The organism is Streptomyces canus (genome assembly GCF_030816965.1).
Lineage (GTDB): Bacteria > Actinomycetota > Actinomycetes > Streptomycetales > Streptomycetaceae > Streptomyces > Streptomyces canus_E.
In genome coordinates this window covers 3,237,816-3,257,144 of sequence record NZ_JAUSYQ010000002.1, presented here as the reverse complement: position 1 = coordinate 3,257,144, position 19,329 = coordinate 3,237,816, and the positions used below count along the sequence as shown (strand labels likewise).

Below are 19,329 nucleotides of genomic sequence, written 5' to 3'. Positions count from 1 at the left end.
CCCCTGCGCGTCGATGACCCCGTAGCCGGAGCCACCTGGAACCGGAAGAACAATGTGCCTGACCAAGGGCCTGGGAGGTTCACTTAATTCAGGTCATTTCGGAGGCGATATCTGGACAGTTGATCGCGTACGTCGTCCACGACGGCCCTCATGCCGAAGAGCGTGACCGTCTTTCCGGCCCACTGCCCCCGGGTGAGGAGCTTGCCCGGCAGCCGGGCGCCCATCTCCGCGAAGTCCCGGTCGTTCAGGGCCACATCCTCGTACGTGTACCAGTTGCCCGGCGCTCCGACCACGCACCGGTACACGCGTGTGGGGGGTGCGGGAGTCATGCGGTACTCGGCGAGATGGAAGGCGCTGCACGCCTCGAACCCCACGCGCAGCAACAGCACTTCAGCGTCCGCCGCGTACAGCCGGGCGAGCGGTGAACGCTCACCGAGGTGGCAGTGCGGGTCGTGTCCGGACAGCAACTCGGCGGCCCGCGCGCCGATTCCGGCCAGCGAGGTCTGCGGATGCGCGCTGCGTACGGCTCCCCTCGTGGTGCGCACGCACTCGGCGAGCGCGCCCATCGAGGGACAGGGCGTGGTGTCCGGGTCGAAGGGCGGCATCTTCCTCGCCCGGTACACGTCGGCCTCCGCCGCGCTCAGGTGGGCGACGCGGGCCCGGTGGGCGCGGGAGGTGTCCGAGTTCTCCGGGGTGAAGGCGGGCACCACGAGGGTCCCGTCGGGACCGAGGGCGGCCAGCAGCGCGTCCCGGACCAGGGTGGGGGGCAGGCCGGTGCCGCTCAGCGAGGTGTGCACCATGAGGACACCGCCGGGCCGGACGCCCAGCTCGCCCAGCAGCAGGCGCAGTCGCGTCAGCTCAGACAAGACGCTGCCACTCCGCGCGCAGTTCCTCCAGGAGGGCGGCGCCGCTCTCGGTGAGCTCCCGCGCGGGCAGTCCGGCCAGCTCGGTCAGTGCCCGTTCCGTGCGTGCCAGCGCCGAGGCCGCCGCGGCGCTCGAGGGCCCCGCGCGCCCGGCGTCCCCCAGGCCTTCGGACGCCTCCGCGAACAGCTCGCCGGCCCTGCTTCCCGGCACGTGCAGATGCGCCGCCTCACGCAGCGCGGCCAGCCGGGCCCGGCGCAGGTGACGCGGTAACTCCCTTGCGATTACGGCGGGTTCGGCGTCCACCGCGACACCCAGCGCGCCCAGCCCGTGCTCGTCGCCGCGGACACCCGTCCCGGCCGCGAGCGGGGTGACGACGGCGAGGCGCAAGGGGGTCCGGGCCTGCGACGTGAGCGCGGCGCGGACCCGCTCCTCGAAGGCGGCCAGCGCGCCCGGGGCCAGGGGCGCCGAGACCTCCACCGTGTAGACGGCACGCCAGGGATCGGCGTCGTCGATGAGCAGCGGCGGGGTGCCGTTGCCGTCGGACATCTCCAGCGTCGTCAGGGGCCGCCACCACGAGCCGGGACCGGCGTCCGTCGCCAGCGTGCTGCCGTCGGCGAGACACACGCTCACCGTACGGCCGGTGACGGTCGCCTCCACGCGCCCGGGGGCGGGCAGTGTCATGGTGCCCAGCGCCGGAAGGTGCAGTTCCCGGGACGGCTGCTCCCAGGACAGCCGCAGGGGAGTGCGGGCGTGCACGGCCGCGGCGACCGCGACGGACGCGCAGCGGGCGGTCGTGGTGGTGCCGGACTGGCCCGAGCGGCGCAGTGAGGACCGTACATAGGGGTGGGCCAGCAGTCGGTTGAGGTGGGTGGCGCCGTCGTCGTCCGCGTCCAGTCGCAGCAGGGCGTGCCAGGTCTCGTCCCAGTCCGGGCGCCCGGCGAGCCGCTCGTTGGCGGCGGCCAGCCGTTCCCGGTCCCGTTTGAGCAGGGCGAAGGACAGCTCGTCCGGGTCGTGGACGCCGGGGAAGAGGGCGCGCTCGGTGATCCGGTCGGCGATGCCGTCGACCAGGGCCCGCAGGTCCGCGCAGAACACGGAGGGATTGTCGAAGCCGCTCTCCGAGCTGTACCGGTGGGCGTAGAGGCCACCGCCGCAGGACTCCACCACGGGACAGCGACGGCAGGTCTCGGACACTCCCGCGAGGCCCGTCTGGCGGGCGCGCACCCCGGGATGCCGGGCGAGTTCCGCGAAATCGTTCCGGAAGACGTCGTAGCCCGTGGCGGGGGCACCGTCGTAGGCGGTCTTCAGCGAGTCGGCCTGTTCGAAGGTGCCGTCGGTCTCCACGACCGCGAGATCGGACGGGGCGAGTCCCATGGCCTCGGTCAGACTGGGGCCGCCGCGCAGGGTGCTGAGCACCGAGTCGAAGGTCCGCACTGGCACCTTGCGACCCTGCTCGGTCCAGCGGTCGAAGATGGCCAACAGCCAGTCCGCGTACGGTGTTTGTGATCCGGATTCGCCGCGTGGGGGTGGCGTGTCCCAGGTGGAGTGCGGCAGGAGGTAGTCGATGCGCGGCGGATCGAGCGCGGTCAGCGTGTCATGGACGGCGACCGGATCGTTGCGGACGTCGACGGTGCACAGCAGTCCGCCGAAGAGGTGCCGGTACGGCGGTGTCTGCAACAGGTCGACGGCGCGCAGGACCCGGTCGTAGCTGCTCCGGCCGCGACGGTCGAGCCGGTGCCGGTCGTTGGCGAGTTTGTCACCGTCCAGGCTCAGACTCACCCGGACGCCGAATTCCGCGAAGACGTCCAGATGGCGTCGGCTCAGCTGAATTCCGTTGGTGTGAATGCGGAGGTCCAGCGGAGTGATATCGGTAAGTGCGGTGGTGAGTTCCGCGCAGATTTCCCGCAGTCGGGCCGGTCCCGCGAGAAGGGGTTCTCCACCGTGCAGGATGACGGAGACGGATTCCAGTCCGACGGCTCCGGCGTATTCGGCAAGCCGACGGGCCGTCTGAGTGACCGTCTCCTTCGCGATGACGACCGGCCGCGCCTTCCAGCTCCGGTCGGCGTGCTCGTAGACATAGCAGTGATCGCACGCCAGATCGCAGCGGCTGTGCACCTTGAAGACGAGCTGCTGGAGCGGGGTGTCCGCTGCGGGGTCGGTCATTTACCACAGATTAGTACCTACGGCCACCCCCGACGCCCCGGTTCTGGACAACTCCCAGGTGAGCCACAGGGGTTGACGGGGGAGCGGGGTACCAGTGAGATTGACTCAGAAGTGGGCTGCGCAAGCCCAGCGCGGCCGACTTACAGCCCACTTCTGTCAAGCGACTGCCGGACAGCGCGACCTACAGTGCACTGTCGAACGTGATGGGCTTGGCGGGACGCCTTTCCGGGACGTCCAGAACCCGAGTGGCCTCGGTCCTGGCCGACTCGCTGGGGACGATCGTCCCGAGCGGGGTGAGTCGACGGGACGTGGGACCGGAGACCGGTCCGCGCTCCGTTGTGGTGTGTGCGTTCATGTGTGCTGATGTCTCCTCTCGAGGGCACCGGTCTGCCCCCGGCCCAAGGGGACCAGAGGGTCCGGTGTCGCTTCGCGATCCATGAGGCAGAGACAGCCCGGGTTTAGGCGGACGATACCTCAGGAGACCGGGCCCGGAGCATGGCTTGGGGGCGCGTACACGCTCATACTCGATGGTCCAGGTGAGCATGCCGTCGGGGGTGGTTCATGAGCGCCGCAATTCCGGGTCCTGGCACGACATGGAGTGATCACGACCTGCCCCCGCTCTTCCGCGTTAACGATCAACTCGCGATCACCCATCAGAGTGAATCGTTCCGCGCCGTCCGCGCCCAGTTGATCGTCCTGCTAGCGGCCACCACCTCGGCCATGCTGGCCGAACGCCTGGACAGCCATGTCCCCGCGTTCCTGGCCGCGCTGCTGTACGCCCTGACCATCGGCATCGGACTGCGCACCACACGCCGTCGTGCCCGCGCACGCTGGCAGGCCCACCGTGCCGTCGCCGAGCTGCTGAAGTCCCTGGCGTGGCAGTACATGGTGCACGGCGGGATCTTCCACTCCCAGGTGGCCAACGCGGACGCGCTGTTCGCGGAGCGGGTCGAGGAACGGCTCAGGGAGATGCGCAAGGTGGGCTGGGAGGACTCCAGGAGCGGGGTCCACACCCGCGGCGAGGGCCAGATCACCCCGGCGATGCGTCAGGTGCGGGCGAAGGCCTTCTCGGTACGACGGGACATCTACCTGCGTGAGCGATTACTGGAGCAGCACGCGTGGTACCGGCGCCGCGCCGCGCAGGCCCACCGTGCCTCCGTGCAGTGGTCGTCCGTGACCGCCGTACTGACCCTGCTGGCCCTGCTCGCGGCCGTGCTCAGGGCGGCCGGGATGCTCGGCGCCTGGGATCTGACCGGGGTGCTCAGCGCGGCCGCGGCGGCCGGGGTCGCCTGGCAGGAGGTGCGCCGGCACCGGCCGCTGACCTACGCGCACTCGCTCGTCGAGCAGGATCTGGAGACCCTGCGGGTCGAGATGAGCACGACCGTGACCGAGGACCGGTGGGCCCTCGCGGTGGCGGAGGCGGAGCGGCTGGTGTCGCCGCAGCACTCGGACTGGCTCGGCAGGTTCGGTGGCTGACGGCCGGTCACGAGCCGGGTGTCATGGCGCGCGACGCACGTCCGGCTCCCACAGCACGGTCACCGGCACCCCCGTCCTCCGCGCGTAGGCGACCACATCGCCGGTGCCCCCCAGCCCCCGGGCCGGGCGGCCGTCCCACACGGCGATCAGGCGGTCGCAGTGGTCGACGATCCAGCGGCCCGCCGCGAAGTACGCCTCCTCGTGCGTCGGCTCGCGCGGCAGATCGACGCGGTTCGCGCACGCGCGCAGGATCCTGCGGTACCCGGCGCGCGCCGCGTCGTCGTCGAGGTGGGCCTCGTAGTCCATGCCCGGGATCACCGCCGTCACCGGGACGCCGCCGTCCAGGGCGATGTCCGCGAACAGCTGGTCGGCGCCGGCCGCGAGACAGGTGAAGGCCTCCAGGGCGCCGCCGCTGAGCTGTCTGCGCATCTCCGCACGCACACCCGGCAGGACGGAGCCCGGGATGGAGCGGTGCCCCGTCACGCCGATCCGGGTGACGGAGGTGAAAGCCGGTGCGGTCGCGGTGGAATCGGTTCCGGCCTGTCGGGTCGTCGCGGTTCCGCTCGTCACGAGAGAGCCTCCCACAGCCGTCGGAACTACACCGTAGCGCCGTCGGCGGGGAGCACACAGGGGCGCACCTGCTCACACCGGGCTCGTCGGGCGACGTCCCCTCAGCCCCACCCCTAAGCCGGCCCCCGAGCCCAGTCACTCAGCCCAGCCGCACCCGACCGTTCCCGGCCGAGGACCTGACCGCGTCCAGCAGCCGGTGCACCCGGACGGCGGTGGTGAAGTCCGGCCCGAAGTCGTCTCCCGTGCAGATCGCCCGGGCCAGGTCCGTGTAGACCCGGGCCACGTTGCTCCAGCAGGGACGCCGACAGCACCTCCCCGATCAGCCCCTGCGCCAACGCCTCCCGCAGCAGCTGTACTTCGGGGTGGTGCCGGCTCTGCAACCCCACCGCGTGCCGTACGCCCGCCGCCCGCGCCGCCGACTCGAAGCGCTCGGCGGTCACCGCGTCCCGGGCCAGCGGCCACTCGCTGTACACATGTCGGCCCGCGGCGATCGCAGCCGCCACCAGCCCGTCCCGGGAGGGGAGTTGGACCGCGACGGTGACCAGGTCGACGTCCGGGTCGGCCATCAGCGCCCGGGCGTCGTCGTACGCCTTCTCCGCGCCCCACACCGCGGCGGCGGCCCGCGCCGACGCGCAGGTCGTACCGGCAACTGCCGTGACCTGAAAATCGTTTAGCGCCCTGAGTGCCGGGAGATGGATGTTGCGACCTCATCCCCGCTCGGCGTGCGCGCCGACGACTCCCACCCGGATCCTGTCCGCCATGCGAACTCCCCTCGTTTTCCAGGTGGTTCCCTGGTCCGTCGATACAAGTACCAGTCGGTTGGTTTTTTTATGGGCCGGGAAGGCACACTGGCCCCGAGAGCCCGTCGCGACACAGGCAGGGGTTGGACGCATGGTCAGACAGGAACGCGCGGAGGTCACCCGGTCGGCCATCCTCGACGGGGCGGCCCGCGCCTTCGACGCCGAGGGGTACCACGGGACGTCTCTCGGGGACATCGTCAAGGAGGCCGGGGTGACGAAGGGCGCGCTCTACTTCCACTTCGGCTCGAAGGAGGAGCTCGCCCAGGCCCTCGTCGACGAGCAGTTCTCCGCCCTGGAGTCGGTCACGGACACGGGCAAGCCCGGGGTGCAGACCGTCATCGACATCGTGCACACCATGGCCCGGCTGCTGGTGGCGGACGTCCGGGTGCGGGCCGGCATCCGCCTGGTCATCGACCAGAGCTCCAAGACGGGCATCGTCAGCGAGCCGTACACCCGGTGGATCGAGCTCTTCCGGGAGTGCCTGGTCCAGGCGCAGCAGCGCGGGGACGTCAAGGCGGACCTCGACCCCGGACGGGTGGCCCGGCTGGTCGTCGGCTCCTGGACCGGGCTGCAGCTCAGCTCCCAGGTCCTCAGCGGGCGGGCGGACCTGACCGAGGAGACCACCCTCATGTGGGAGATGCTGCTGCCGAGCATCGTGCCGCCACGGCGGCTGGAGCGGTTCCGTCCCGAGGGCACGGCGCTGGTGCCCGAGATGGCCTGACGGGATCTCACGGGGGGCGACTGCGGTGTGACGGCCGTATCGGATCCGGTCTCACGCGGGTGCGTGAAGATCGCCTGGGGCGTGCCGTGCCTCAGGTGGCCAGCGGGTCCAGCGACAGCGGCTCGATACGGCCCTCCAGCATGTACCCCAGTCCCTGTACGGCGCAGACGCCGGGCTGCTCGGCGATCTGCACCGGCATCCCGGTGGCGTGCCGCAGCATCTGGTCGAGTCCCGGCAGCAGGGCCGAGCCGCCCACCATCATGATCCCGCGGTCGGCGAGGTCGGCCACGAGGTCGGGCGGGCAGTTGCGCAGCACCCGGCCGATGCCGTCGAGCACGGCGGTCAGCGGGGTCTCGATCGCGTCCCGCACGGCGGCGGTGTCGACCTGCACGGAGCGGGCGAGACCGGTGGCCACGTCCCGTCCGTGGATCTCGGTGGAGGCGGGGCCGTGCGAGGTGAGGCCGTTGCTGGAGAGGGCGAGCTGCAGCGGCCGTACGGACTGACTGGGCAGCATCAGCTCGTGCTCGTGACGCAGGTGCTGCACGATCGCGTGATCGACGGCCTCACCGCCGACCGGGATGCGCTCGGCGGTCACGATCGACCCGAGGGAGAGCACGGCGACCTGGGTGGCGGCGGCCCCGCACACCATGATCATGGTGGCCTCGGGCCGCTCGACGGGCAGCCCGCAGCCGACCGCGGCGGCGATGAGGGTGTCCACGAGCTCCACGCGCCGCGCCCCGAGTCCCACCAGGGTCTCGATCGTCGCGCGCCGGGCCAGCGGATCGGCGTCGTGCGGGGTGCAGGCGGCGGCCCGGAGCCGGGGCTTGCGGCGCAGACTGCGGCGGATCTTGTCGCCGAGCAGATGGCGCAGCATGCGCTGGGCCATCTCGATGTCGACGACGGTACCGCCGGAGACGGGCCGTACGACGCGGATGTAGTCGGGGGTGCGGCCCGTCATCTTCTCGGCGAACTCACCGACCGCGATCAGCGCGCCGGTCCGGGTGTTCACGGCGGCGGCGGACGGCTGGTCGACGACGAGCCCGGCCCCCTTCACGTACACCCGCGTCCTCGCCGCACCCAGGTCGACGGCGAAGTGGCAGCGGCGCAGCTGCTCCAGACTGGCGGTCATGGAGGTCCTCCCGAGAGCGCAGACCGTGGGGCCGCGCCGGGTGACGGGGCCTTAGTGGCATCGTGCGGCGGCGGGGGAGAGGGGGCCTTTATTGAGGGGCCGAGTGGGGTGCGGCTAAATGGGTGATTTTTTTCGTGTGTGCCTGATGTGAGTGACTTGTGAAGTCTCGTGATGCAGGGTCAGGGGTTCGCAGCCGACCTACGGCAGTGTTCTCCCCTCGGAGCGGGCGATCACCCCGAGCTCCACCAGGTCCTGTGGCCGGATCCGCAGTTGGTCCGCCGTCGCCTCGACCTCCTCCCGCGGTCGCTTGAGGATCGCCGCCGCCGGTTCGGGTGCGATCACGGAGAAATAGCTGTCCGGGGTGGCGTACGTGGCGCCGGGTGCCGCCAGGGCCAGCGCGCCGCCGGAGCCGCCCTCGCCGATGAGGAGGGTGGTGATCGGGGTGCGGGCGGAGGCGACCGTGCTGAACAGGTCGGAGATGGCCGCGCCCGCACCCTGACGTTCGGCCTCCGCGTCGTTGGCCGCGCCCGGGGTGTCCACCAGGGTGAGCACCGGGATGCCCAGCCGGTCCGCGAGGCGGATCAGGCGGCCGGCAGTGCGGTAGCCGGCGGGGCGGGTCGCCGTGCCGGTCTGGGCGGCGTAGGCGATGGTGCGGCCCTCGTGCTCGCCGAAGCCGCACAGCATGCCCGGGTCGGTGCCGCCGCAGCGGTCCCCGGAGATGGCAGCGCGGTGGGTGAAGTAGGCGTCCAGGTAGGCGGCCGCGCGCGGCCGCTCGACAGAACGGGCACGCCGGACCGCGTCCCACCCGGTGGCGGGGAGATCGGTGGCGCCGAGAGGGACCGGGACGGGGGCGGGTTCGGCGCGTGGTGTGGGGTGGGGTGCGTCGGTTGGGTCCGGCGGGGTGGGGTTGGTGATGCCGGGTGTGGGTGGTCCTGCGGGGACGTCGGGTGGGGCGAGCTGGGGCGCACCGGTCGCGTCTGGAGGTGTGGGGCGGGTCGCGCCGGTCGGGTCCGTGGAGGTGGGGTCGGTGTTTCCGGATGCGGGATGTCCTGCGGGTTCGGTGCGTGGTGTGGGGCAGGTCGCACCGGTCGGGTCCGGCGGTGAGGAGCCGGTGCTGCCGGGTGTCGGGTGTCGGGGGACGGGCGCCGCCTCGGTGGTGCGACCGTCCGCGGTCACGTCGCCGGCACTGTCCGACGGTCTCGCCAGCAACCGCAGCCACATTCCCAGCGTCCGCCGCAGCTCCTCCGGTCGTACGACCGCGTCCGCCGCGCCCGCCGCCACCTGGGCCTCCGCCGTGTACGCCGACGCGTCGGCGTCCGGAGGGCGGACCCGGGAGCCGGCGAAGCCGACCTGGGCGCCCGGGAGGGCGAGGATCACGTCCGCGCCGGCGCCCAGGGTGGCCCAGCCGCCGCCCGTGGTGGGGTCGCGCAGTACCGCGATCTGGGGGAGACCTGCCTCCCGGGTGAGAGCCGACTGGCGTGCCACACGCTGGAGTTGGGTCAGGGCGAGCATGCCCTCCTGCATACGGCTGCCGCCCGTGGCCACCAACGGGACCACGGGAAGCCGGTGTTCGCGGGCGTACGTGTACGCCGCCTCCAGACGGTCGCCGGTGCGTTCGCCCAGCGAGCCGCCGAGGAAGCCGAACTCGAAGGCGATCAGGACGGCTCGGGTGCCCTCGATGCGCGCAGTGCCGCAGATGACCGACTCCTGCTCGCCGGTGCGTTCGGCGGCACGGGCGCGCGAGGCGTCGTAGCCCTGCCAGGCGAGCGGGCCGTCGGGCTGCGACTGCCGTTCGGGGTACGGGATTTCGGCGAAGTCGTCGGCCACCAGGGCCACGACCTCGCGGGCGGACAGCCGCTCAGCGGACGGGCGCTCAGCCATGCAGCGCCCGCTTCATGATCTTCCCCATGTCGTTGCGGGGGAGGGCGGTGAGGTGGTGGACGACCCGCGGGCGCTTGTGGGGCGCGAGACGGGCGGCCACGTGGTCAGCCAACTCGTCCAGAGAGGGCGCGGACTGGGGATCCTCCGGGACGATCCACGCCACGATCCGCTCACCCAGATCCGGGTCCGGCTCCCCGGTCACGGCGGCCTCCCGCACCCCCGGGTGCTCCAGCAGCGCGTTCTCGATCTCGCCCGCCCCGATCTTGTAACCCCCGCTCTTGATCAGGTCGGTGGCCTTCCGGCCGACGATCCGGACGTATCCGTCCGCGTCCCGGACCGCCATGTCCCCCGTGCGGAACCAGCCGTCCGCCGTGAACGCGGCCGCGGTCGCGTCCGGCCGGTTGAGGTACTCGGTGAACAGGTTCGGACCGCGCACCTGGATCTCGCCGACCGTCTCGCCGTCGTACGACATGATCGGCGACCCGTCCTCCTCCACCAGCCGCAGCTCCACGCCCGGCAGCGGTACGCCCACGGTCCCGGCGCGTGGCTCGCCGTCCGCACGCACGCTGGTGTTCATGAGGGTCTCCGTCATGCCGTAGCGCTCGATGACCCGGCGGCCGGTCATGGCCGTGATGCGCTCGTGGTCGTGCACGGGGAGTGCCGCCGAGCCGGAGACGAGCAGCCGGGCCCCGCCCAGTGCCTTCACCAACTCGGGGTCCCCCGCCAGGGTTTCGGCGATGCGGTGGTACATCGTCGGGACGCCGAAGAGCATGGTCGCGCCGGCGTTCAGTTCGCGGGCCACCCCTTCCGTGCTGAAGCGGCCGAGGTGACGGACCGAGCCGCCGCGGCGGAGCGGGCCGAGGATGCCGAGGACCAGGCCGTGCACATGGAAGAGGGGCAGGCCGTGCACCAGGATGTCGTCCGACGTCCACTGCCAGGCCTCGGCGAGGGCGTCCAGCGTGGTGGCGATCGCCCGGCGGGGGAGCACGGCCCCCTTCGGCGGGCCGGTGGTGCCGGAGGTGTAGACGACCAGGGCGGGGTCGCCGTCCCGCGCCGCACTGTCGGGGGCGGTGCCCCCGACAGTGCCGTGCACGTCGATGTCGACGCGCTCCAAGTCCCCAACGGCGGCGGGTAGTTCGGTGCCCGGCGGGACGAGCAGAAGGCCCGGCGTGCTGTCGTTCAGGATGTGCCCGAGCTCCTTCTCCCCGGACTTCGGGTTGAGCGGTACCGCGGCGACACCGGCCTCCAGCGCCGCCACCACGGCCACCGCGGTCTCCAGTTCCGCGGTCGCCCAGACGGCCACGCGGTCGTACTGCGCGAGACGGCCCGCCAGGGCGCCGGTCGCGGCCGCGAGTTGCGCGTAGGTGAGTGAGCGGTCGCCGAACCGCAGGGCGGGACGGTCCGCCGTGGCGCCCCTGAGCGCCGGGAAGAGAGAGGTCACGCTTCACAACTCCTTACCTGTTGTCGCCTGTCGGTCCTACCCGAAGCCCGGAACCACCAACACCAGCCACACCACCGCGGGTACCACTGCCACCACGATGCCTCCGTAGATCATCAGCTGGCGGAAGAAACGCTCGCGGTCCACGTCCGGTGCCGCGGCCAGCACCAGCGCGCCGTTGGTCGAGAACGGGCTCACGTCCACGACCGTCGCCGACACGGCCAGCGCCGCCACCATCCCGACCGCCCCGATCTCGCCCTGAGCGAGGAACGGCACGGCGAGGGGGATCAGCGCCCCCATGATCCCCACGGACGAGGCGAACGCGGAGACGATCGCGCCGATGTAGCACAGCAGTACGGCGGCCAGCAGCGGGACGCCGATGCCGCCGACGCCCTCACCGGCCCACTTGATCGTGCCGATCTCCTCCAGCACGCCGACGTAGGTGAGGACACCGCAGATCAGCAGCACCGTGGACCAGGCGATCTGCCCGACCGCTTTGCGGCTGTCCTCCGGCCAGGCGGCGCTGAGGATGACCGCGAGGGTGATGGACGTGAGCCCGGCGTCGAGGTCGAAGGCGAGGACGGCGACGACGAGGGCGACCAGAGCGGTGAGGGTGGCGATCCGGGCGGGGGTGAGACGGGTGGTGCCGGGGGCCTGGGTGCGGGTGGCCACGGCGGTGGCGGGGCCGGTGCCGGAGGAGGGGGCGGTGTCGACGCCGGTGCCGCCGTCCGATGCGTCCCGCCTGTCGGGAGCACCCGCGGCCCCTGCCGTCTCGTCCAGCGGGACCGCACCCTGCGACCACAGCTTCAGCCCGCCGAACAGTACGAACATCACGCCCGCGATGACGAGGTTGACGATGAGCGAGGCCAGGAAGAGGAACACCTCGTTGCCCGGGAGGTGCTCGCGCTCGACGATGCCGTTGACGATCGTGCCGTAGATGCTGATCGGTGAGAAACCGCCGCCCTGGGCGCCGTGCACGACCATCGCGCCCATCAGCAACGGGCTGATCCCGTACCGCGCGGCGAAGCTCAGTGCGATCGGTGCGACGATCGCGACCGCGGCCGGGCTGACCGCGCCGATCGCCGTCAGCGCGCCGGTGATCGCGAACATCACCCACGGGATGAGCGCCACCCGCCCGCGCACGAGCCGGATGGACGCGTGGACGAGCCAGTCCGTGGTGCCGTTGGCCCGCGCGATCGCGAACAGGTACGTCACGCCGACGAGGACGACGAACAGGTCGCCGGGGAAGCCGGCGAAGATGCCGTCCGCGTCGAGGTCGGCGACGAGCTCGCCCACGGCGAAGGCGGCGGCGAAGGCGAGGGCGCCCATGTTGACGGACCGGGTGGTGGCGATGACGAACACCACGACCAGGACGAGGATCGAGATGAGTTCTGGGGACATACGGGCTCCCGTCGTTGGGCCCCGGAGCGGTGGAGTGGCCGATTGGCTCAGTGGGCAATTGGCTGAGCCACTCAGCCACATGGGGGATGGCTGGTTAGCGTGGTGCGGACCGCGCGGCTCGTCAAGGGGGCGCGCAAAATTGGCTCAGCCACTTGGCCAATTGGCCACCTATGGGGTGTTACTCTCCCGACGAACGAGAGGGGGACCCGTGACCGACGCCCTGCGCCCCATGACCAAGCCGCGGCTCTACGAGCAGGTGCTCGACCGGCTGCGCCAGTACGTTGCCGAGGGCGGGCTCCGGGCCGGCGACCGGCTCCCGCCCGAGCGCGACCTGGCCACCCGCCTCGGCGTCAGCCGGGCCTCCGTGAAGCAGGCGATCGTCGTGCTGGAGGTCCAGGGCCTGGTCGAGGCACGGCACGGCGGCGGGACGTATCTCGTCCGGGACAGCCTCGACGTCGAGCCCGTCGACAAGATGGTCGAGCGGCGCCGGCGCCTGCCCGACGTCCTCGACGCCCGCGAGGCCCTGGAGACCAAGCTCGCCGAACTGGCCGCCGAGCGCCGCACGGACGAGGACCTGGTCGCCATGCGTATGGCCCTCGCCAAGATGGCCGGGGAGATCGAGGACGGCGGTCACGGCATCGAGGGCGACCGGCTGTTCCACGCGGCCGTCACCGCCGCCGCGCACAGCGCTCTGCTCGCGGAGTTCATGCGCTCCATCGCCGACCAGATCGCCGAGAGCCGCACCGAGTCCCTGCGCCAGCCGCACCGCCCCGAGCGTTCCCTCGCCCAGCACCGGGCGATCCTCGACGCGATCGCCCTCCAGCGCCCGGGCCAGGCGGCCTCGGCGATGCGCCGCCATGTCCGCACGGTGGCGAAGGTACGGCTGCTGGACTGGGAGCCGGACCCGACGGACCAGTAGACCGCCGACGAGCTCCGGCGACCGGGCACGCCACCGCTCACCCGCCATCGCCGACCGGCTACCGGCCATCGGCTACTGACTGCCGCCACGACGCCACAGCAGTACCTTCAGCGCTTCACGGGCGTCTCGACGCCTGCCCGGGCTGCGCGCCAGCACGGCCGTGAGAGCCACGGTTGCGATGGTGCCTACATAGAGCGCACCGCTGATCGTGACGGGCAGGAGTGTGCCACCGACACCATGGAGCGTAGCGAGCATCGCCGCCGCCTTCCGTCGAGCCGGCCGGGTGGCCGGGTGGGCTGGTCTGCGCCCATGTCTTCAGGCCCGTGGCGGTTCTGTGGAGCGGGCCAGCACTGACGGCTGTCCGTTTACGCTGGTCAGTCCAGGTGCGGAGGTTGTTCGGTGTTCATTCGGACCGGAAGAACGACAGACGGGGCGGTCACGGCATGACGGAGGGGCAGGGGGAGAGGGACCCCGTTCGGGGCTTCGGGGACGACTTGCGTGGCCTCTATGTGGCCGCGGGCTCGCCGCAGTACGAGGCGCTCGCCCGCCGGGTGGGCGTGGCGCAGTCTGTCCTGCATGAATGGGTGAACGGTGCGTCGATTCCCTCGGACAAGCATCGGCAGTCTCTGGACGCTCTGGTGACGGTCCTGGGGAAGCTGGTCCGCGGGGAGCACCGGACGTACCCGACCGCTTGGTGGGAAGCCCGGCGCAGGGCGGCCCGGCAGCACAGGCGGACGAGCGCCGGCCGAGGCGGCTCCCGGTCGGTCTGCAGGGTCCTGGGGCCGGTCCCGCCCGAAGCAGAGTGCTACCAGGATCGGCCCCATCTGCGCCTGACGTTGGAGACCGCGGCGGCGGACGGCACCTCAGCGCCCTGCGAACTCGTGACCGGCATGGGCGGTGTCGGGAAGACCCAACTGGCAGCCTGTCACGCCCGTTCGGCCTTGGCGGCGAAACGGGTGGATGTACTGCTGTGGGTCACGGCGGCGTCGAGGGCGGCAGTCGTCGACGCGTACACGAGCGCGGCCGTTCAGCTCCTTGGAGCCAGGGAGGACGACCCCAAAGCCGCGCACACGTTCCTGAACTGGCTTGCGATTCCCCCGGGAAGCAGGTCCGGCTCCCCCGTTCCCGGGGCGCGCTGGCTGATCGTCTTGGACGACGTCCCGCACGCTGAAGCCGTACGTGGGCTGCTGCCTCCGCCCTCCCCTCACGGGCAGACCCTGATCACCACGCGGAACCGGGACGCGGCCCTCCTGGGGCCCGGGCGCCGGCGTGTCGAGGTCGACCGATTCAGCCGCGAGGAGGCCGTCGCGTACCTGACCGCGAAGCTGGAAGCCCACGGTCGAAACGCAGAGCCGGTACAGGTCGAGGGTCTGGCGGAGGACCTCGGCCGACTGCCTCTGGCCCTCTCCCAGACCGTGCCCTACATGATCAACAGGCAGCTGGACTGCGCGGCGTACCGCAGACGCCTGGCCGACCACGCGAGAACCCTGAAGGACGTGCTGCCGCCGCGCACCGGCCTTCCGGACGAACAGGACCTGACCGTGGCTGCGGCCTGGGACCTGTCCATCGACCTGGCCGATCAACTGCCTCCCCAAGGCCTGGCGCGCCCCCTGCTCCAGCTGCTGTCCGTCCTCGACCCCAATGGGATCCCAGCCGCCGCGATCACATCGGCCCCCGCTCGCGCCCATCTCGCTCGTGGCGGCGCGTACGACGCACACCCCTCGTCCGATGCCGAGACGACGACCGACGACGCCACGGACGCCCTGTGGAATCTGCATCAGTTCAGCCTCGTCGAGCACAGTCCTCAGGTGGCGCACCGAGCGGTTCGTGTCCACCGGCTCGTCCAGCGCGCGGTCCAGGAGCGCTTCAGCGCGGGGAGCCGTCGCCACTGCGGCCGGACTGCGGCCGACGCACTCGTCGCAACCTGGCCCGACACCGAACGTGACACGGACCTCGTCGGCTCCCTGCGTGCGAACGCCGCCGTTCTGTACGAGCACTTCGCCGACGCGTTGTGGGAACCGGAGAAGCACCCGGTGCTGTCCGTGATGGGGCACAGCCTCTTGGAGGCGGGCCAGGTGATCGCGGCCCGGGACCACTGGCGGCGGCTGGCGGAGACGGCCCGGTCGCGACTTGGCCCGGATCACCGGATCACCCTGGAGACGCTTGGGACGTTCGCGAACTGCCTGGGGGAGTCGGGGGACACCGTCGGGGCGGCCGCCGTCTATGCAGAACTGGTACAGGACGCGGGCCGAGTGCTCGGCGCACGGGACAGGAGCGTCCTGATCACCCGCTCCAACAGGGCGATGTGGCGGGGGCGATCGGGGGAGTGGGCGCAGGCCGCCGACGAGTTGACCGAGATCCTCAAGGACGCGGTGGAGGTGCTCGGCGCGGACAGTCCCGAGACCTTCCAGCTCCGGGGGAACCTTGCGGCTTTCCGCGGAAGCTCGGGAGACGCGGCCGGTGCTGTCGAGGCATCCGCCGAACTGCTGGAGATCCAGCGGGAGACGCTGGGGCCCGACCATCCCGACACCCTGACCACCTGGAACAACTACGCCTATTTCCTGGGAGAGTCGGGCGAGGTGACCGGGGCGGTCGAGGCCTTCGCCGAACTGCTGGAGCATCGCAGGAGGGTCCTGGGGGACGATCACCCGATGACTCTCGCCACCAGGGGCAACCACGCCTTCCGCCGGGGGCAGGCGGGTGATGCGGCCGGTGCCGTCGAGGCTCTCACCGAATTGCTGGAGCACCGCAGGCGGGTTCTCGGGGAAGGACACCCCGACACGGTCACCAGCAGAAGCAATCTGGCCCTGTGGAAAGGGTGGTCGGGGGACGCGGCAGGAGCGGCCGCCGAGTTCGCCTTCGTCGCGGCGGACGCGGAACGCGTATTCGGCGCGGACCACCCCGACACGCTGGTGGCTCGTGCCCGACTCGGCCTCTGGCGAGGGCGGGCCGGCGATCCTGTCGGGGCCGTCGCCGCATACGGCGAATTGCTGGAAGACCAAAGGCGGATCCTGCGCGACGACCACGATCGCATCCGTTCCACGCTGGTCGAGATCGCCCGCTGGAGCTGGATCGCGGGCGACCGCGAAGCGGCTCTCGCCGCGCACGACCAGTTGCTCGAGAACGTGACGCGACATCTGGGTCCCCATGACCCGGCCGTCCTCGATGTCAGGACGGGTCGCGCCCACCACAAGGGACACACGGGGGATCCCGCAGGCGCCGCGGACGAGCTCACCCACGTGGTCTCCTCCCTCTTGCTCACGGAGGGTGCCGACAGTCCCCACACACTCTCCGCCCTACACGGCGTGTTGATGTGGCGCATGGAGGCGGGTGACATCGACGCGGCCGCCCTCGTGTACGCGAGGCTGACGGAAAGTCTGCGCCGGGCCCTGGAGGCGGGCCCGCAGTACCTGGGGCTGCGCCACGAGCTCGCCTGCGGGCGTGGCGAGGCCGGAGACCGGGAGGGGGCGGCGACCGCGTTCGGCGAACTGACCCGGAACATCCAGCGGCCCCTCGGCGCCGATGCGTCGGAGGCGTACACCGCCGCTTCCGCCGCGGCCTACTGGCGTTGGCGCGCGGGAAAGGGAACGCCACTCGCAGCCCATTCAGCGCGCCGTGAGCTTTTCATCGAGACGTTCAGGGTCGCCGCCCACCTGTGACTCGCCCGCTCGGCGTCCGGGGCCCGCGCTACCGACCCGCAGCCGCCAGCACCGCCTCCACCACCGGCCGCAGCGACTCCGGGTGCAGGCACAGGAAAAGGTTCGGCTCGACCAGCTCCAGTTCCATCACCCGCGGCCGCCCGTCCTCCCCGTCGACGAGGTCCACGCGCGCGTACAGCAGCTCCGGCGCATCCGGTACGGCGGCCAGGGCGCGCTCGGCGACCGCGAGTTCGGCCGGGGTCGGCGTCCAGGGCTCCAGGCCCGGGTGGGCGACCTTGGCCGCGTCGAAGGCCGTCCCGGGAGCGAGGACCGCCCGCTTGCCCTGGCGTGCAGCAGCCGGCCCCCGAAGAACTGCAGCGCCCGCTCACCGCCCGCGTCGATGCCCCGCATGTACGGCTGAACGATCGCGGTCAGCCCTTCGGCGTGCATGCGCCGCAGCTGTCGTACGGCGGTCTCGTGCTGCTCGGGCGTGTAGCGCGCCGCGTACAGCGCCCCCGCCTCGGAGGTCGGCTTGACGACGTACTCGTGCGCGTCGGGGAGGTCGAGCGGGTCGCCGGGCGCGAGGTAGCGGGTCGGGGCACCACCGGCACCCCGGCCTCCGTCAGCTCCCCGATGTACCGTTTGTCGGTGTCCCAGAGCACGGCCTCCGCCGGATTGGCGAGCCGCATGACCTTGCCGCGCCCGCACTACTCCAGCTGTAGTCCCAGTTGACATCCTCCCCCTCTTAAAAGAGGGGGATTCCAACCCAGGTGGGTTGAGGTTCACGGACGCTCGAACGGCGGGTGGCCGTTGTCGTCCCTCCGGCATCGGCTGAGCGCCGAGGGTGGGGAATCCAGCCCTGTCCTGCCGCGACGTTCGTTGCTGCGTTGGTGTCTGCGTTGCATGTGAAGCCGCAGGATACGCACTCGAAGTCAGCTTGGCTCTTGCGTGACTTCTTGTCGATCCATCCGCAGGCGCTGCACCGCAGGGAGGTGTACGGGGAGGGGACGTCTTCAACTCGGCCGGGAGCTTTGTGTTCGGTGCGTTGACGCAGGAGGCCCCAGCCCTGGGCGAGGATCGCCCGGTTCAGTCCGGATTTCTGCGCCACCTGCTTGCCCGGCGCCTTGGCCGTCCCTTTCGCGGAGCGGGTCATGTTCTTGATGTTCAGCTTCTCGAACCGCACCAGGTCGTAGGTGCGGGCGAGCACAGTTGAGGTCTTCTCGCACCAGTCCTTGCGCCGGTTCACCTCACGCGCCTTGAGCTTGGCGACCCGTGCGTACTCGGCGGCCTTGGCGGGGCTGTTTTTCTTGGCCCGTGCCGCCCGGCGCTGGTGCTTGCGGATCTGGGCCTGCTCGCGGGTGGTGAGCTGCGGGCAGTTCAGCGTGCGGCCGTCGGAGAGGGCGGCGGTGATAGTCACGCCGCGGTCGACACCGATGACTTCCCCGGTTCCAGGCGCATGGATCGGGGCGGGGATGACGGCGAAAGCGATATGCCACTGGCCGTTGCGAAGGGTGACCCGGAAAGTCTTGGCGTCGGGCAGTTCTTTGCGGGTGAGGCGGAAGCGGACCCAGCCGCATCCGGGGACCTTGACCTGAGCCCAGCGCCGGTTGAGCTTCTGCACCACCACTGAACGGCCCATGACCTGCTTGCCGGTCTTCGCGTTCAACTTCCACGAGCCATCCGGCTCGTACTCCGGTACGCGGTCGGTGCCGATGACGCGGAAGCCCTCATGCAGGTATTTCCTACGCCAGGTCGGCTCACCGAACCCGGAGGTGAAACGGGCCGTCTTGGCCTTCGCGAAGTCCTTCAGGGCCTGCTGCTGCACATCGGCGTTCCCGGCACCCAGCCACTCGTTCTCACGCCGCGCCTCGGTGAGCTGCCTGCACTGCTCGGCGAAGCCCGGCGCGGACTTCATGCCCGGATTCCAGTGCGAGTGCTGCTCGACGGCCAGGTTCCACACGTACCGCGCGTGCGCGCAGTGCAGCAGCATCTGCTGCTCCTGCTTGCTCGTGGGGTACATCCGGAAACGTGACATGCCGCCATAGTAACGGCACAATGACGGCATGCTCAAGTTTACGCTGCGCATCCCCGACGACCTCCACGCCCGGCTGATCACTCAGGCAGAGACCGACCGCCGGTCCCTCAATTCCGAGATCCTGCATCTGCTTGAGGTCGCCCTCACCACCGTGCGGGCAGACGATGAATCGCCCTGACAGCGATTCGCCTGTTCCGCGCCCTACTTCGCGGGAGCGGGCATCCTCCTGGCCTCGATGGGCCGGGCATCCTGCCCAGAAGCAAGGTGTCCGGATGACGGTTGGGTCGTAACCGGCCC

The 19,329-nt window shown here is 71.2% G+C and carries 15 protein-coding genes and 1 pseudogene; 5 read left to right on the top strand and 11 right to left on the bottom strand.

Annotation, left to right across the window (positions count from 1 at the left end; all coding sequences use genetic code 11):
- Positions 1-83: 83 nt before the first annotated feature.
- From QF027_RS15925 to QF027_RS15915, 3 genes are all read right to left on the bottom strand, one after another.
- Positions 84-866, bottom strand: coding sequence for an aminoglycoside N(3)-acetyltransferase (locus QF027_RS15925; RefSeq protein WP_307075220.1), 783 nt, complete (start codon positions 864-866; stop codon positions 84-86).
- Complete coding sequence (gene fxsBH, locus QF027_RS15920) at positions 859-3,024, bottom strand: radical SAM/SPASM protein FxsBH, inactivated beta-hydroxylase extension form (RefSeq protein WP_307075218.1); 2,166 nt, start codon at positions 3,022-3,024, stop codon at positions 859-861. The genes QF027_RS15925 and fxsBH overlap by 8 nt, the downstream gene beginning before the upstream one ends.
- Positions 3,025-3,205: 181 nt before the next feature.
- The gene (locus tag QF027_RS15915; protein ID WP_307075216.1) at positions 3,206-3,379 is read right to left on the bottom strand and encodes a hypothetical protein; all 174 of its coding nucleotides are present in this window, start codon (positions 3,377-3,379) and stop codon (positions 3,206-3,208) included.
- 206 nt (positions 3,380-3,585) lie between these two features.
- Between QF027_RS15915 and QF027_RS15910 the strand changes: the two genes are divergently transcribed.
- Positions 3,586-4,500: a DUF4231 domain-containing protein gene (locus tag QF027_RS15910; protein ID WP_307075214.1), complete on the top strand. Its 915-nt coding sequence runs from the start codon at positions 3,586-3,588 to the stop codon at positions 4,498-4,500.
- Positions 4,501-4,521: 21 nt separating this feature from the next.
- On the opposite strand, the gene QF027_RS15905 is transcribed toward QF027_RS15910, so the two are convergent.
- Together QF027_RS15905 and QF027_RS15900 are read right to left on the bottom strand one after the other, a co-directional pair.
- Complete coding sequence (locus QF027_RS15905; protein ID WP_306986700.1) at positions 4,522-4,989, bottom strand: hypothetical protein; 468 nt, start codon at positions 4,987-4,989, stop codon at positions 4,522-4,524.
- A 194-nt stretch (positions 4,990-5,183) separates the two neighbouring features.
- On the bottom strand, positions 5,184-5,768 hold the full coding sequence (locus QF027_RS15900; protein ID WP_307082379.1) for a Gfo/Idh/MocA family protein: 585 nt from the start codon (positions 5,766-5,768) through the stop codon (positions 5,184-5,186).
- 193 nt (positions 5,769-5,961) lie between these two features.
- On the opposite strand from QF027_RS15900, the gene QF027_RS15895 reads away from it, so the two are divergent.
- Entirely contained in the window at positions 5,962-6,591 is a 630-nt protein-coding gene (locus QF027_RS15895) for a ScbR family autoregulator-binding transcription factor (protein WP_307075212.1), read from the top strand.
- Positions 6,592-6,682: 91 nt separating this feature from the next.
- Here the strand turns inward: QF027_RS15895 and QF027_RS15890 are convergent, their stop codons facing one another.
- The 4 genes from QF027_RS15890 to QF027_RS15875 all read right to left on the bottom strand — a co-directional run bounded on the left by QF027_RS15890 (position 6,683) and on the right by QF027_RS15875 (position 12,440).
- Complete coding sequence (locus QF027_RS15890) at positions 6,683-7,720, bottom strand: rod shape-determining protein (protein ID WP_306981759.1); 1,038 nt, start codon at positions 7,718-7,720, stop codon at positions 6,683-6,685.
- A gap of 198 nt (positions 7,721-7,918) precedes the next feature.
- A complete protein-coding gene (locus QF027_RS15885; protein ID WP_307075210.1) occupies positions 7,919-9,601 on the bottom strand; it encodes a carboxyl transferase domain-containing protein in 1,683 nt (560 codons plus the stop codon).
- Positions 9,594-11,042 carry an acyl-CoA synthetase gene (locus QF027_RS15880; RefSeq protein WP_307075208.1) on the bottom strand — a complete coding sequence of 483 codons (1,449 nt, stop codon included), beginning with the start codon at positions 11,040-11,042 and terminating at the stop codon, positions 9,594-9,596. The genes QF027_RS15885 and QF027_RS15880 overlap by 8 nt, the downstream gene beginning before the upstream one ends.
- Positions 11,043-11,078: 36 nt before the next feature.
- Complete coding sequence (locus tag QF027_RS15875; RefSeq protein WP_307075206.1) at positions 11,079-12,440, bottom strand: SLC13 family permease; 1,362 nt, start codon at positions 12,438-12,440, stop codon at positions 11,079-11,081.
- Between the two features lie 208 nt (positions 12,441-12,648).
- Between QF027_RS15875 and QF027_RS15870 the strand changes: the two genes are divergently transcribed.
- Positions 12,649-13,359: a FadR/GntR family transcriptional regulator gene (locus QF027_RS15870; protein ID WP_307075205.1), complete on the top strand. Its 711-nt coding sequence runs from the start codon at positions 12,649-12,651 to the stop codon at positions 13,357-13,359.
- A 443-nt stretch (positions 13,360-13,802) separates the two neighbouring features.
- Entirely contained in the window at positions 13,803-17,018 is a 3,216-nt protein-coding gene (gene fxsT, locus QF027_RS15865; RefSeq protein ID WP_307075203.1) for an FxSxx-COOH system tetratricopeptide repeat protein, read from the top strand.
- A 28-nt stretch (positions 17,019-17,046) separates the two neighbouring features.
- On the opposite strand, the pseudogene QF027_RS15860 reads toward fxsT, so the two are convergent.
- Together QF027_RS15860 and QF027_RS15855 are read right to left on the bottom strand one after the other, a co-directional pair.
- Positions 17,047-17,724, bottom strand: a pseudogene (locus QF027_RS15860) (hypothetical protein); the annotation flags it as partial.
- A gap of 18 nt (positions 17,725-17,742) precedes the next feature.
- The gene (locus QF027_RS15855) at positions 17,743-19,032 is read right to left on the bottom strand and encodes an RNA-guided endonuclease InsQ/TnpB family protein (RefSeq protein ID WP_307075202.1); all 1,290 of its coding nucleotides are present in this window, start codon (positions 19,030-19,032) and stop codon (positions 17,743-17,745) included.
- 28 nt (positions 19,033-19,060) lie between these two features.
- Between QF027_RS15855 and QF027_RS15850 the strand changes: the two genes are divergently transcribed.
- Positions 19,061-19,210: an Arc family DNA-binding protein gene (locus tag QF027_RS15850; RefSeq protein ID WP_306981771.1), complete on the top strand. Its 150-nt coding sequence runs from the start codon at positions 19,061-19,063 to the stop codon at positions 19,208-19,210.
- The last annotated feature ends 119 nt before the right edge of the window (positions 19,211-19,329 follow it).

Bases quoted from the DNA above. Each gene is read 5' to 3' on its own strand.
- fxsBH (WP_307075218.1), bottom strand. From the start codon at position 3,024: ATGACCGACCCCGCAGCGGACACCCCGCTCCAGCAGCTCGTCTTCAAG.
- QF027_RS15915 (WP_307075216.1), bottom strand. From the start codon at position 3,379: ATGAACGCACACACCACAACGGAGCGCGGACCGGTCTCCGGTCCCACG.
- QF027_RS15910 (WP_307075214.1), top strand. From the start codon at position 3,586: ATGAGCGCCGCAATTCCGGGTCCTGGCACGACATGGAGTGATCACGAC.
- QF027_RS15895 (WP_307075212.1), top strand. From the start codon at position 5,962: ATGGTCAGACAGGAACGCGCGGAGGTCACCCGGTCGGCCATCCTCGAC.
- QF027_RS15890 (WP_306981759.1), bottom strand. From the start codon at position 7,720: ATGACCGCCAGTCTGGAGCAGCTGCGCCGCTGCCACTTCGCCGTCGAC.
- QF027_RS15885 (WP_307075210.1), bottom strand. From the start codon at position 9,601: ATGGCTGAGCGCCCGTCCGCTGAGCGGCTGTCCGCCCGCGAGGTCGTG.
- QF027_RS15875 (WP_307075206.1), bottom strand. From the start codon at position 12,440: ATGTCCCCAGAACTCATCTCGATCCTCGTCCTGGTCGTGGTGTTCGTC.
- fxsT (WP_307075203.1), top strand. From the start codon at position 13,803: ATGACGGAGGGGCAGGGGGAGAGGGACCCCGTTCGGGGCTTCGGGGAC.
- QF027_RS15855 (WP_307075202.1), bottom strand. From the start codon at position 19,032: ATGTCACGTTTCCGGATGTACCCCACGAGCAAGCAGGAGCAGCAGATG.
- QF027_RS15850 (WP_306981771.1), top strand. From the start codon at position 19,061: ATGCTCAAGTTTACGCTGCGCATCCCCGACGACCTCCACGCCCGGCTG.